The following is a 12919-nucleotide window of genomic DNA, read 5'->3' as shown; positions in this document are numbered from 1 at the left end:
GATGACAGCTCAATCGACAGTCGAGTCGACCGCCGCCCGGCTGCGGCGGTCGACTCACGTCCGCCTGATGTGGATGCTGACAGCCCTCGTGCTCGTCGTCATCCTGATGATCGCCTCGACCATGATCGGCTCTCGCAATGTCGGCCTCGACGACGTGCTCGCCGCCTACGGCGGTTCGGCGAGCGGCTTCGATCAGGCCGCGGTGGCCAAGCGCATCCCCCGCACCCTGCTTGCCGTCTGCGTCGGCGCGGCCCTCGGCGTCTCCGGCGCCGTGATGCAGGGCGTGACCCGCAACCCTCTGGCCGACCCGGGCATCCTCGGAGTCAACACCGGGGCCTCGCTGGCCGTAGTCATCGGCATCGCTTTCTTCGGACTGTCCACCGCCGATGGCTACATCTGGTTCGCCATCGCCGGTGCCGCGATCACCTCGGTGTTCGTCTACGCCGTCGGGTCCCTCGGACGGCAGGGCGCAACCCCGCTCAAGCTCGCCCTGGCCGGGGCCGCAACGGCTGCGGCCCTGTCCTCGTTCATCTCCGCCGTCGTCCTCCCCCGCGGTGACATCTCCGATCTCGCCCGGGACTGGCAGATCGGCGGGGTCGGCGGGGTGACCATGGACTCGGTCCTGCTCATTGTCCCCTTCCTCATCGCGGGCTTCCTCATCAGCGTCTACTGCACCCCGGGGCTCAACGCCCTCGCCCTCGGCGACGAACTCGCCGCGGGCCTGGGCCAGCACGTCGGCCTCACCCGCCTCCTCTCTGCCGCCGGTGCGGTGATCCTCTGCGGCGGGGCCACCGCCGTGGCCGGACCCATCGGCTTCCTCGGCCTCGTCATCCCCCACGCCTGTCGCCTGCTCATCGGCGTCGACCACCGGTGGCTGATCCCGTTCTCCGCGGTCACCGGGGCCGGCCTGCTCACCGCCTCGGACATCCTCGGACGCATCGTCGCCCGCCCCGCTGAACTCGATGTCGGCATCCTCACCGCACTCATCGGCGCCCCGTTCTTCATCGCCATCGTCCGCCGTCAGAAGGTCCGATCCCTGTGAGCACCACCCCACTGACACCCACCGCCGAGGCGGTCCTCGGCCTGCGTCGGGCGCGGGCGAAGCGTTGGACGAGCACCGTCGTGATCTTCGCCGTGCTCGTCATCGCGTGCTTCCTCGCCAGCCTCATGGTCGGGCAGACCTTCTACTCCTTCGACAAGGTCATCCGCGTCATCGCCGGCGACCAGGTCCCCGGGGCCTCATTCACCGTCGGTCGTCTCCGTCTGCCGCGTGCGGTGCTGGCGCTCTTGGTGGGACTGAGCTTCGGCCTCGGCGGAGTCACCTTCCAGACCATGCTCCGCAATCCCCTGGCCAGCCCCGACATCATCGGCATCAGCTCCGGGGCCTCGGCGGCCGCGGTGTTCGCGATCATCACCCTCGGCCTCGGGACCACCGGCGTCTCGGTCTTCGCGATCGTCGCCGGGCTCGCGGTGGCCCTCCTCATCTACCTGCTCGCGTATAAGAACGGAGCGGCGGGCATCCGCCTCATCCTCGTCGGCATCGGCATCTCCTCGATGCTGAGCGCACTGATCAACTGGGAGCTGACCCGGGCCGCACAGTGGGACCTGCAGGAGGCGCTGCGCTGGCTGGCAGGCAGCCTCAACGGAGCGAACTGGGACGCCGTGCTTCCGGTGCTCATCGCCCTCATCGTCCTGTCCCCGCTGCTCATCGGCCAGTCGAAGAATCTCTCGATCACACAGCTCGGCGACGACACCGCCGAGGCCCTCGGCGTGCGGGTGTCGCGGACCCGCCTGTTCGTCATCGTCACCGCCGTCGGCCTCATCGCCTTCGCCACCGCAGCGGCCGGCCCCGTGGCCTTCGTCGCGTTCCTGTCCGGGCCGATCGCGGCTCGGCTGGTCGGTCCGGGGCCGTCACCGCTCATCCCCGCGGGCCTCGTCGGCGCCCTCCTCGTGCTCGTCGCCGACCTCGTCGGTCAGTTCGCACTCGGCACCCGGTACCCGGTCGGCGTCATCACCGGCATCCTCGGTGCCCCCTATCTCATATACCTCATCATCAGGATCAATCGTTCGGGAGGCTCCCTGTGACCACGGACCATTCGCTTGCGGCCGAGGACCTGCACCTGTCCTACGGGGACGCGGACATCATCTCCGGACTCAGCCTCACCCTGCCCGCAGGAGACATCACCGGCATCGTCGGAGCCAACGCCTGCGGCAAGTCCACCCTGCTCAAATCCATGTCCCGGCTGCTCACCCCGCGTTCGGGTCGGGTCGTCCTCGCCGGTCAGCAGGTGCATGCGATGCCGGCGAAGAAGCTCGCCCGCACCCTCGGACTCCTTCCTCAGACGCCGATCGCCCCGGAGGGCATCACGGTCGCCGATCTCGTCGGGCGCGGTCGCCATCCGCATCAGGGCGCGTTCTCCCGGTGGAGTGCCGCCGATGACCTCGCCGTCGCCGAGGCCCTGGACTCCACCGGCACCGCGGAGCTCGCGGATCGGCCCGTGGACGAACTCTCCGGCGGTCAGCGGCAGCGGGTGTGGATCGCGATGGCTCTGGCCCAGCAGACCGATATCCTCCTCCTCGACGAACCGACGACGTTCCTCGACGTCAACCATCAGGTCGAAGTCCTCGATCTGCTCGCCGAGCTCAATCAGCGCTCCGGGGTCACGATCGTCATGGTCCTCCACGATCTCAACCTCGCCGCCCGCTACTGCGACCGACTCGTCATGCTCGCCGGCGGCACCATCCACGCTCAGGGCACCCCCGCCGAGGTGCTCACCGAAGCCAATGTCGAGCACGTGTTCGGGCTGGAGAATCGGATCATCGAGGATCCGGTGTCCGGGCAGCCGCTGATGCTGCCGATCGGACGCCATCGCACGCTCGGATAACGTGCCCGCGCCGCCTCAGTCGGCGGCGTCCGTGGGCGACTCGTCTGACCTGCGGCGGACGATCTCCGCAATCCAGCTCGGTGCGAAGGGAGAGGTGCAGCCCGGCTGAGTCGGATAGTCCTCGAGCACGCCGAGGCGGTGGCCGATGGCGATGGCCCGCTCCCGCAGCTCGGGGTTCTCAATGCCGATATACGACAGAGTCTCGTTCAGCGCCCACTGCAGACGCTCCTCGGCGTCGGCCATCTTCGCCTCGATCGTATCGAGCAGAGCAGGCAGATCGAGCCCTGCCGGGTTCCTGTTCACCCTCTCGCTCGTCAGCGCCCAGCCTGCGGAGGCGACGACGGGATCGGGATCGTCGAACCAGGACTGCCGGAGCACCTCGGCGTGGGGTGACTTCTTGACGATGTAGCTGACCAGCCAAGCGTGGACCTTCGGGACCCGGGCGTCCCGCAGCATCGCGTCGAGCTGCTCGAGGTCCCAGGCACGGGGTCGCATGATGAGGATCGCGACGAGGCGGGCGGCGGTGTCACCGGTCGCCCAGAGTTCGGCGGCGAGCTCATCGTTCTTCTTCAGGTCCTTGGCCACGGCGCGCAGCTTTGTGAGATTGACCCCGTGGTCGTCGCCGTGCCTCTCATTGACGGCGCGGATCTTCGGATCCTCGAGCGCGGCGAGGGCATCGAGGACTTCTGCGGTCGTGGACATGAGGGCCTTCCGGATCTGAGGGTGGGGCAACGACGTGTGATCATGATAGACCGCACGCGGGCGCCCAGCTCGGTCAACCGGCCGGGTCCTCGCCGGACCGGACCAAGGGCCGCGGGGCACGGCTGAAGGTGAGGAGAACGACGATGAGTCCGATGAAGACGCCGATGACGGTCTCGACGGCCCGGGAGGTCAGCAGTTCAGTGACCGGGAGCGGATGGCCGAGCTGCGTCATCAGCAGCGCCAGCGGGGTGATGAAGAACAGGGCCACCGAATAGTTGCGCAGGACGTAGATCTCGGCGAGGAACTGCAGCAGGATGACCCACACGACGATCTGCCACGGCTCGATCGGGAACGAGAGCAGGAACGCGGTGACGACGACTCCACCCAAAGTGCCGACGACCCGGTGAAGGCCGCGTTTGAGTCGGGCCGAACGACCGGGAGCGGCGATCGGAGCGACCGCGGCGACCATCGCCCAATAGCTGTGGGACAGCAGCGGCAGCACATCGATGAGCAGGGTGCCGACGATGCCCGCGATGAGCGGGGCGATGGTGAACCGCGCGGCATGGGCGAGCAGATCGCCTTTGCCGACGGGAGACAGCCCGACCCGGACGTATGTGGCCTTCTCCGCGGGCACCCGTTCGCCGGCCAAGTGGGCCAGTGCCCCGAATCCGATGCTCAGTCCGGCCGAGACCGCGGCGACGAGCATGGCCGTCGGCACCGAGGCGCCGTTCGGGATCGAGCCCACGGCACCAGTGGCGAAGATGAAGAAGATCGATCCGCCGGGTTTGAGCCGGAATCTCAGAGCGGTGGCCGCACCGAACCCCGAGACCAGCGAGGTGACGACGATGAGCACCCAGATCGAGGCGTCGAGCGCGCCCAGCAGGGCGCCGATGCCCACACAGACGACGAGGATTCCGGCCGCGATCGATTGGCGTCGCAGTCGCGAGCGCGGGGCTTCGAAACGCGCGTAGATGCCGGTGAAGGCGCCGAAGGCTGCGTAGACGGCGAGGTCGAGGCGATCGATGAACAGGAGGACCAGCAGCGGCACGGCCACACCCAGGGCGATCCGGAATGCGGGGATGTGATCGCGTTCGGACGGTGGGACGCGAAAGAACTCCTGGACATGGTTCACCCTCGGTGTGCCTCCTCGGCGGTGTCGATGACGTGGTGGGGATCATTTCGATCGTATGCCACGAGGACCGGGCCGGTCGCCCGAAACCGAGGGCATCGCCACGTCTGCTTCATCACAATGAGGCCCTCAGCTCCGCCGCCCGCCGCATCAGGTGATCGCGTTCGGCGAGGTTCGAGGTCCGCGCGGCGGCCGCCGCGAAGAGTTCGGCGGCCCGGTCCGTTTCGCCAGCGGCCGCGCGCAGATGCGCCTCGACGGCGGCATAGCGGGGCAGGTCCTCGGCCAGCTCCCCCAGGGCGGCCAAACCTGCCTGCGGCCCGTCGGCCTCACCGAGTGCGACCGCTCGATTCAGCGCCACCACCGGATTGTCGGTCAGGGCCGTGAGTTCGTCGTACCAGTCGAGGATCTGCACCCAGTCGGTGTCCTCGACCCGCTGGGCATCCGCGTGGAGGGCCGCGATCGCGGCCTGCGCCTGATACGGACCGACCCGATCCCGGGCGAGCGCCGCCTGGAGAATCGTGATCCCCTCGGCGATGAGGGCGGTGTCCCACCGGTCCCGGTCCTGGTCCGCCAGGGCGATCAGCCGTCCCGCCGGGTCGAAGCGGGAGGACCGGCGGGCGTGGTGGAGCAGCATGAGCGCGAGCAGTCCGGCGACCTCGGGGTCATCGCTGAGCGAGCGCAGTCCGCGGGTCAGCCGGATCGCCTCGGCGGCGAGGTCGACATCGCCGGAATGGCCCTCGTTGAACACGAGGTAGAGTACGGTGAGCACCGAGCCGAGGTCGCCGGGGCGATCCAGCCGATGCCCGGCGATCGTGCGTTTGGCGCGGCTGATCCGCTGGGCCATGGTCGTCTCGGGCACCATGTAGGCGGTGGCGATCTGCTTCGTTGTCAGTCCCCCGACCGCGCGCAGGGTCAGGGCCACCGCCGAGGCGGGGGCGAGGTCAGGGTGTGCGCAGAGGAAGTAGAGCTCGAGGGAGTCATCGACCGAGACCGACTCCCCCGCCGAACGGACCTCGTCGAGACCGTCGAGCAGCGTGACGCGCTCCTCCCGCCGCGACCGGGACGCGTCGGAGCGCACGCCATCGAGGAACTTCCGCCAGGCCACGGTGACCAGCCACCCGCGCGGATCCCGCGGCGCATCGGCGGGCCATGCGGACAGGGCCTCGATGAGCGCTTCCTGCACGGCATCCTCGGCAGCCGCGAAGTCGGCTCCGCGGCCGCGGAGGATGCCGATCACTGCAGGGACGAGCTCTCGCAGCTCCACCTCGGCGAGGGTGTCGTCAGCGACCATGAGCTCAGTCGGTGACGGTCGGGGCCTCGCCCAGGAAGGGGCGCAGCTCGAGCCATTCGCGGATCGGCTGACCGTCCTTGCCCGGGGCCGCGGAGAGCTCACCGGCCAGTTCGAGGGCGCGATCGTAGGAGCCGACGTCGATGACCATCCACCCGGCGATGAGGTCCTTCGTCTCCGGGAAGGGCCCGTCGGTGACCGGGGGTTGCCCGGGGCCGCCGGAGCGGACGAAGGTGCCCTCGGGTGAGAGCGCCTGGGAATCGACGAATTCGCCGGACTCCCTGAGCCGATCGGCGAAGTCGTTCATGTAGGCCACATGCGCGTCGACCTCCTCCGGCGCCCACTGATCCATCGGGGTGTAGTCCATGTATTCGCTCGGCATCCGATAGTGCTTGAGCATGAGGTATTTGGCCATGATCGTCTCCTTGTCCATCGCCGCTCGCACGGGTTGTGCTCGCTGACACCCCTGGGACGGAGCCGAGCGGCTGTTCTCGACATCACCGGGGAGAACTTCTCCAAGAATAGGGCGATGTAACCGACCTGCAACACCCGTCACCGGATGCGAACAGGAATCGGCCCTGGTCAGGCACGTGCGCTGAGAGGCTTGTCATGTACGAACGAACGATACATCCTCAGCACCTGCCAAGGAGCACATCATGAAGACCCCGATCCTCCTCAAGACCATCACCGTCGCCGGAGCCCTCGCCGCGACCCTGACTCTCTCGGCCTGCGATATGCACATCTCCTTCGGCCAGGACGACACCCTCCAGGATGAGGCCTCGACCGACCCGGGCGAGGCCGAATCCGAACCCACCGAGGAAACGGTCGCCGAGGAGTCCGCTCCCGGCTCGGACGCCGGACAGGATTCGACCTCGGGCAGCGATTCCACGACGGCCACCGATTCCACCTCGGCGAGCGACTCGGGCACCTCCGGCACCTCGACGAGCAGCGGCACCAGCACCTCGGCGGGCACCGTCACCGATTCGTCCGCCTCCACCAGCACCGCAGACTCGGATTCCGGGGCCTCGGGCTCAAGTGCCTCGGATTCCGGGGCCTCCGGCTCCGGTTCCTCCGGCGAGGGCAGCGGTTCAGAGGGCGTCGACCTCGACGATCAGGGCAACGGCACGATCCCCGCCGCCGACCTCGAGGCAGATATCAAGAACGCCTACGCGGACAAGGGCGTCTACGTCGACATCGTCGAATGCCGCTACGACCTGAGGATCATCGCCAAACGCGGAAGCACCAACTGCGAGGTCACCGACAGCGGCAAGACCCACTACGGAACGGTCAAGGTCACCTCGGTGACGAGCGCCGGCGTCGGCTACCAGCTCGAGTTCCCCAACATCAGCTGAGACGCGACCGAACGCCGAGACCTCCCCTCAGGCACCACGGACACATTCCCACCGCGAGGCGACCCCGACATCGTTCGGAGTCGCCTCGCGTCGTCGTATGACGCCAGATGCCGGGCCGGGAACAAACCCCTTCTGCGGGTCGTTATCGTCCACATCAACCGCAGTGCGGCCCCGTGAGGGCCCTGCGGCCTGATCGACAGCAGACAAGGAGTGTTCCATGACCAGAAGCGTCCGCTACAGCAGCAACGGTGATCTCGATCGGCTCGAGATCGTCGACGGCACCCTCCCCGAGGTGGGACCCGGCCAGGTCAAGGTCGACGTCCGTGCGGCCGGACTCAACCCCGTGGACTGGAAGATCCTCTCCGGCGGGATGGGTGAAGTGTCGGGGAGCGCCGGAATCGGCGCGGACTTCTCCAGAGTCGTCGCCGAGGTGGGTGAGGGCGTGAGCGACTTCAAGCCCGGCGACCTCGTCTTCGGCGGACTCCCCCACCGGTCGATCGCCGAGCAGCTGCTCATCGAGGACCCGGAGAACCGGCTCGACCTCATCCCCCGCGGCCTCGGACTCGACGCGGCAGGCGGCCTCTACATCGCCGGACGCACCGCGGTGGCCGGGATCCGCGCGATCGCACCGCAGGAAGGCGAGACCGTCTACGTCTCGGGAGCCTCCGGCGGGGTCGGGATCATCGCCGCCCAACTGGCGGTCAACCTCGGCGCCCGGGTCATCGGCAGCGCCAGCGACGCGAATCTCGGTCTGCTCGCCAGCCTCGGGATCGAACCCATCGCCTATGGTGACGGTCTTGCCGAGCGTCTGCGTGCCGGGGCACCCGAGGGCATCCACGCCGCCTTCTCCACCCAGGGCACCGAAGGGATCGAGGAGCTGCTGGCCCTCGGTGTGCCGGCCGAACGGATCGATTCGATCGGCGCCGGACCTCAGGTCGCAGACACCCACGGCGTCCACATCGACGGTGAAGCGGTCGCCCGCCGGGAGGATCTGGCATGGCTGGGCAAGGCCATCGCCTACGGACACGTCCACCTGCCGGTGGCTCGGGCCTTCGCCTTCGATGAGGTGCAGGAAGCATACCGCTTCCTCCAGACCCAGCATCCGGCCGGCAAGGTGGTGCTGCGCATCGCGGCCACCCCGCTCAGCGCCGAGCAGCGAGGACACCTCAACGGCTGAACTCGGCAGGTTCGGAATACAGGATCGGAATACCAGGCCCGTCCGGTGACGTTGTCAACGACGGTGCCCCCAGCACCGCCTCGCGTCGCACTCGACGCGAACACACGGAAGAAAAGGAGTTCGAACATGGCTGTCTCCGATAAGAGGGTCGCTTTCCTCCTCACCCGCGGTGTCGAGCAGGTCGAGCTGACCAGCCCCCGCGCAGCCCTCGACGAGGCCGGTGCCACCACCGTCATCGTCTCCCCCTCCGAAGGCACCCTGCAGGCGATGGAGGGCGACTGGGAGCATGCCGATGAGTTCACCGTCGATGTCCCCGTCGCAGAAGCCTCGGTCGATGACTTCGATGCCCTCGTCCTGCCCGGCGGCACTCTCAACGCCGATGCCCTGCGTCTCGATGAGCATGCCGTCGCCCTGGTCAAGGCGTTCTTCGCCGCCGACAAGCCGGTCGCCGCGATCTGCCACGCTCCCTGGATCCTCGCCGAGGCGGGGGTCGCCAAGGGCCGGAAGCTGACCTCGTTCGTCGCGACGAAGACCGATCTGGTCAACGCCGGTGCCGACTGGGAGGACTCCGAGGTCGTCGTCGACGGCAACCTCATCACCTCCCGCAACCCCGGTGACCTCGACGCCTTCAACTCAGCGATCGCCGACAAGTTGAGCTGACCGGCGGACATGCCCGAAGGTCATGTTATCCACCGGCTCGCCCACGACCTCGTCGACCTCTTCGCCGGGCACCGGGTCGCCTCCTCGAGTCCGCAGGGGCGCTTCACCGGCGCCGGGCTGGTCGACGGGGACGTGCTCGAGAGCGCCGAGGCGTGGGGCAAGCACCTCTTCGTCGGCTTCGCCTCCACGGAGGCCCAGGTGCATATCCATCTGGGAATCTACGGGACCATGCGCCTGCTGCCCGGACAGCCCGCGGTCGTCGGACAGGTCCGCTGGCGACTCAGCGACGGTGAGACCACCGCCGATCTGCGCGGTCCCAACACCTGCGCACTCCTCGACCCTCCCGAGGTGGCCGCCGTCATCGACCGGCTCGGCCCGGATCCGCTGCGGCCCGAGGCAGACGCGCAGAAGTTCGTCGACCGGGTGCTGAGCTCCCGGTCGACGATCGCGACCCTGCTGATGGACCAGGCGGTCATCGCCGGAACCGGCAACATCTACCGCGCCGAGGTGCTGTTCCGGCTCGGCATCGACCCGCGCACACCGGGCAGATCGCTCGGTCGCGAGCGTGCCGAACAGATCTGGACGGACACGGTCGAACTCATGGAAGTCGGCCGGGCGCGCGGCCGCATCGACACCGTCCGACCCGAGCACGAGCCCGAAGCGATGGGACGCGAACCCAGGCAGGACGATCACGGCGGCGAGGTCTACGTCTACCGTCGCCAGAACCAGCCCTGTCTGATCTGCGGCGCCCCGATTCTCACGACAACCGTGGCGGGCAGGAACCTGTTCTGGTGCCCGGGATGTCAGGCCGCCTGAAGGTTTTCCCTCCCCATTCACCCGCGGTCTTGACAGCACTGTCTATGATCAGTTTATGCCAGCTTCCCCGGCCGGACGCGTGACGTCCGGAATTCTCTCCTGTCTTCTCGTCGCTCTGCTGCTCGCTGCAGCGCCTGCAGTGGCCCCTGCCCATGCCGCGTACCCGACGAAGGGTGCGATCGGCACCGTGCACCGCAGCCTCGGCGGAGATTCGGGACGACTCGGTCCCCCGACGACTCCGGAGCGGTGCACGCTCAAGGACAAAGGCTGCTACCAGACGTTCAGGAACGGAACGATCCACTGGACGAAGGCCACCGGAGCCCACGCCACCTGGGGCGCCATCCGCACCGCCTGGAAGAAGTCGGGCTGGGAGCGGGGGCAGCTGGGCTACCCGACGAGCAACGAATACCGCTCCGGGTCTCAGACCCGCCAGAACTTCCAGAACGGACAGATCACCTGGACCAAGTCCGGCGGCGCGAAGGTCTCGGTGACGAAGACGCCGGCCTCGTTCACGCTCAAGGGCGCCGGCTTCGGCCACGGTGTGGGAATGAGCCAGTACGGGGCCCGCGGCATGGCCGCGGCCGGCAAGAGCGCCACCCAGATCCTCGAGCACTACTACAATCCGGCGAAGGTCGAGACGCTGGCGAAGAACGCGAACTCCGAGATCACGGTTCAGCTCCTCGCCGGACGCAAGACGGCCACGATCACACCGAACTCCGGTCGCCTGCGGGTCAAGGTCGGCGGCAAGACCGTCGAATCGGGATCGGCGCTCACCCTCGAGCGCACCTCGGCGGGGAAGGTGAAGGCGAAGGTCGGCGGGAAGTCCTACGAGGCCACCTGGTTGGCCGTCGAATGGCAGGGCACCCGATACTGGTCGGGCAAGTCGAAGACGACGGTGTCGGTCGCTCATGCGCAGAACGGGTCGACCGGGGTCTACCGGCACGGACGCATCGAGGTCAGGCAGCTGAACAAGGCCCTCAACGTGTTGGGTGTGATGAGGACGAACAGCGAGTACCTGCCCGGCATTGCCGAGGTGCCCGCCTCCTGGCAGTCCGCGGCCCTGCAGGCTCAGGCGATCGCCGCCCGCACCTACGCCTACCGCAATCTCGGATCGCTCAAGTCCGCCTGCGGCTGCAATGTCTACGATGAGGTCGCCTCCCAGCACTTCATGGGCTGGAAGCATGAGAACGCCTCGGGCAGCGCGCCGTGGCGCAAGGCCGTGGCCGCCACCCAGTCGGGTTCGGGTGCGAGCGTCAAGACGGCGAAGGTCGTCGCCTACAAGGGCGCGCTCATCGATGCCGTGTATTCGTCGTCCTCGGCCGGGAAGACCAATTCCGCCGCCGAGGTGTGGGGCAGCGAGGTGCCCTACCTGAAGTCCCGTGACGACGCCGCTTCGAAGTCCAAGGCGGCGGGCAACCCGAACGCCTCCTGGTCCGTGACGATCACACAGTCCGCCATGGCCAAGGCCTTCGGCCTCAAGGACGTGAAGTCACTCGCCGTGACCCGGACCGGAGCCGGACTGGTCAGGACCGCGAAGGCGACCTCGACGAAGGGCGCCACCGCGAGCCTGACCGGGGTCCAGCTGCGCAGCAAGCTCGGCCTGAAGTCGGCCAGCTTCAGCGTGAAGTAGGCCTGGCGGTCGCGGCCGGTCTCAGGCTCCGGCCCGGGCTCAGGCTCCGGCGGGCAGGAGGATGCCCTTCTCGGCCAGTTCGGCCTCCTTCTCGCGGACGATCGGGATGACCGTCCTGCCGAAGGCCTCGAGTTCCTCCTGGAAGTGGAGGAACGCGGTGAGGACGAGGTCGACACCGAGCTTCTTGTATTCGATGATCCGGTCGGCGACCTGTTCGGGGGTGCCGATGAGCTGGGTGCGGAAGCCGTCGTTGTACTGAACGAGGTCTTCGAAGCTCGAATCGGCCCACATGCCCTTCTTGTCCGAGGTCGAGGCGCCGGCCTCCTGCACGGACTTGCGGAAGCCGTTGACCGATCCTTCGTCGGCGTGGGCGATGATCTCGCGCAGCTGTTCGCGAGCTTCGGCCTCGGTGTCGCGAAGCCGTGGAGCCCGAAGCGGACCTTCCGGTTGTTCGCTTCGGCGATCTTCGTGACATCGGCATACTGTTCGCGGAAGCCCTCGAAGTCCTTGCCGTTGGAGAATTACCAGTCGGCGTGACGACCTCCGTTGTCGCGGGCGGCGGTGGAGTTCCCGCCCTGGAAGATCTCCGGGTAGGGCCGACCTTCGACTGGATAGGGACCGGGCCGGAGAGTGAAGTCGTTGACGGTGTAGAAGTCGCCGCGGTATCGCACGTTCTCCTCGGTGAAGAGCTTGCGCACGACCTCGATGAACTCGGCGGAGCGGCGATAGCGTTCGTTGTGGTCGAGCCAGGGCAGGCCGAGCTTCGTGTATTCGTCCTTGAACCAGCCCGAGACGACGTTGATCGCTGCGCGGCCCTTCGAGAACTGGTCGGCGGTGAGGATGTACTTCGCGAGCACCATCGGCTCCCAGATGCCGGGGTGGATGGCGGCGATGACTTTGAGCCTCTCCGTCGCGAGCAGCAGGGCCAGGGAGATCGAGGTCGATTCGTGCTGCTGGGCGGCCCCGTAGCTGGAGAGGTAGCGGACCTGACTGAGTGCGTATTCGAAGCCGACGTTCTCGGCGGTCTGGGCGAGCTTGACGTTGTAGTCATAGCCCCAGTCGGTGCGCTGCTCGACGTTCGAGACCATCAGGCCGCCGGAGACGTTGGGCACCCAGTAGGCGAATTTCAGCTCTTCGGGTTCGCCCGTGGAGACGGGATTGGCGGAGATGTACGTGCTGGTGCTGGACTCTGTCGCGGCGTCAGGCCCCTTTCATTCGTCGGAAGGTGTCTGCCAGCCTACGAACCGCCGGTGATCCAGCCCACACGATCGACGCATTGC

General features: G+C 67.7%; 12 protein-coding genes and 1 pseudogene. 8 read left to right on the top strand and 5 right to left on the bottom strand.

Translation table 11 applies throughout. The features are described from left to right. Position 1 precedes the first annotated feature (1 nt). The 3 genes from CV023_RS15570 to CV023_RS15560 are packed head-to-tail and all read left to right on the top strand — an operon-like array spanning position 2 to position 2885. Positions 2 to 1042: a FecCD family ABC transporter permease gene (locus CV023_RS15570; protein WP_230747444.1), complete on the top strand. Its 1041-nt coding sequence runs from the start codon at positions 2 to 4 to the stop codon at positions 1040 to 1042. Further along, positions 1039 to 2085, top strand: a complete 1047-nt coding sequence (locus CV023_RS15565; RefSeq protein WP_230747433.1) for a FecCD family ABC transporter permease — start codon at positions 1039 to 1041, stop codon at positions 2083 to 2085. Before CV023_RS15570 ends, CV023_RS15565 begins: the two co-directional genes overlap by 4 nt. After that, positions 2082 to 2885, top strand: a complete 804-nt coding sequence (locus CV023_RS15560; RefSeq protein ID WP_230747431.1) for an ABC transporter ATP-binding protein — start codon at positions 2082 to 2084, stop codon at positions 2883 to 2885. The genes CV023_RS15565 and CV023_RS15560 overlap by 4 nt, the downstream gene beginning before the upstream one ends. 15 nt (positions 2886 to 2900) lie before the next feature. Here the strand turns inward: CV023_RS15560 and CV023_RS15555 are convergent, their stop codons facing one another. The 4 genes from CV023_RS15555 to CV023_RS15540 all read right to left on the bottom strand — a co-directional run bounded on the left by CV023_RS15555 (position 2901) and on the right by CV023_RS15540 (position 6419). Continuing rightward, positions 2901 to 3587, bottom strand: coding sequence for a DNA alkylation repair protein (locus tag CV023_RS15555; RefSeq protein ID WP_230747429.1), 687 nt, complete (start codon positions 3585 to 3587; stop codon positions 2901 to 2903). A gap of 73 nt (positions 3588 to 3660) precedes the next feature. Beyond that, positions 3661 to 4719: an FUSC family protein gene (locus CV023_RS19050; RefSeq protein ID WP_230747427.1), complete on the bottom strand. Its 1059-nt coding sequence runs from the start codon at positions 4717 to 4719 to the stop codon at positions 3661 to 3663. 112 nt (positions 4720 to 4831) lie between these two features. Next, the gene (locus CV023_RS15545; protein WP_230747425.1) at positions 4832 to 6007 is read right to left on the bottom strand and encodes an RNA polymerase sigma factor; all 1176 of its coding nucleotides are present in this window, start codon (positions 6005 to 6007) and stop codon (positions 4832 to 4834) included. 4 nt (positions 6008 to 6011) lie between these two features. Then, entirely contained in the window at positions 6012 to 6419 is a 408-nt protein-coding gene (locus CV023_RS15540; RefSeq protein WP_230747423.1) for a YciI family protein, read from the bottom strand. Between the two features lie 241 nt (positions 6420 to 6660). On the opposite strand from CV023_RS15540, the gene CV023_RS15535 reads away from it, so the two are divergent. From CV023_RS15535 to CV023_RS15515, 5 genes are all read left to right on the top strand, one after another. Further along, the gene (locus tag CV023_RS15535; protein WP_230747421.1) at positions 6661 to 7356 is read left to right on the top strand and encodes a hypothetical protein; all 696 of its coding nucleotides are present in this window, start codon (positions 6661 to 6663) and stop codon (positions 7354 to 7356) included. A 217-nt stretch (positions 7357 to 7573) separates the two neighbouring features. Then, positions 7574 to 8533: an NADP-dependent oxidoreductase gene (locus tag CV023_RS15530; RefSeq protein WP_230747419.1), complete on the top strand. Its 960-nt coding sequence runs from the start codon at positions 7574 to 7576 to the stop codon at positions 8531 to 8533. A gap of 126 nt (positions 8534 to 8659) precedes the next feature. Continuing rightward, positions 8660 to 9193: a type 1 glutamine amidotransferase domain-containing protein gene (locus tag CV023_RS15525; RefSeq protein WP_230747418.1), complete on the top strand. Its 534-nt coding sequence runs from the start codon at positions 8660 to 8662 to the stop codon at positions 9191 to 9193. A 9-nt stretch (positions 9194 to 9202) separates the two neighbouring features. Beyond that, complete coding sequence (locus CV023_RS15520) at positions 9203 to 10009, top strand: Fpg/Nei family DNA glycosylase (protein WP_230747416.1); 807 nt, start codon at positions 9203 to 9205, stop codon at positions 10007 to 10009. Between the two features lie 55 nt (positions 10010 to 10064). After that, positions 10065 to 11639, top strand: coding sequence for a SpoIID/LytB domain-containing protein (locus CV023_RS15515; protein WP_230747414.1), 1575 nt, complete (start codon positions 10065 to 10067; stop codon positions 11637 to 11639). 39 nt (positions 11640 to 11678) lie between these two features. On the opposite strand, the pseudogene sfnG reads toward CV023_RS15515, so the two are convergent. Beyond that, positions 11679 to 12808: pseudogene (sfnG, locus tag CV023_RS15510) on the bottom strand (dimethylsulfone monooxygenase SfnG). Positions 12809 to 12919: the final 111 nt, after the last annotated feature.

The organism is Brevibacterium sp. CCUG 69071, from assembly GCF_021023135.1.
Taxonomy (GTDB): domain Bacteria; phylum Actinomycetota; class Actinomycetes; order Actinomycetales; family Brevibacteriaceae; genus Brevibacterium.
This window is presented reverse-complemented; position numbering and strand designations above follow the sequence as displayed.

Excerpts from the sequence above, each read along its gene's own strand:
- CV023_RS15535 (WP_230747421.1), top strand. The coding sequence starts at position 6,661 with ATGAAGACCCCGATCCTCCTCAAGACCATCACCGTCGCCGGAGCCCTC.
- CV023_RS15515 (WP_230747414.1), top strand. The coding sequence starts at position 10,065 with ATGCCAGCTTCCCCGGCCGGACGCGTGACGTCCGGAATTCTCTCCTGT.
- CV023_RS15520 (WP_230747416.1), top strand. The coding sequence starts at position 9,203 with ATGCCCGAAGGTCATGTTATCCACCGGCTCGCCCACGACCTCGTCGAC.
- CV023_RS15545 (WP_230747425.1), bottom strand. The coding sequence starts at position 6,007 with ATGGTCGCTGACGACACCCTCGCCGAGGTGGAGCTGCGAGAGCTCGTC.
- CV023_RS15555 (WP_230747429.1), bottom strand. The coding sequence starts at position 3,587 with ATGTCCACGACCGCAGAAGTCCTCGATGCCCTCGCCGCGCTCGAGGAT.
- CV023_RS15570 (WP_230747444.1), top strand. The coding sequence starts at position 2 with ATGACAGCTCAATCGACAGTCGAGTCGACCGCCGCCCGGCTGCGGCGG.
- CV023_RS15540 (WP_230747423.1), bottom strand. The coding sequence starts at position 6,419 with ATGGCCAAATACCTCATGCTCAAGCACTATCGGATGCCGAGCGAATAC.
- CV023_RS15530 (WP_230747419.1), top strand. The coding sequence starts at position 7,574 with ATGACCAGAAGCGTCCGCTACAGCAGCAACGGTGATCTCGATCGGCTC.
- CV023_RS15525 (WP_230747418.1), top strand. The coding sequence starts at position 8,660 with ATGGCTGTCTCCGATAAGAGGGTCGCTTTCCTCCTCACCCGCGGTGTC.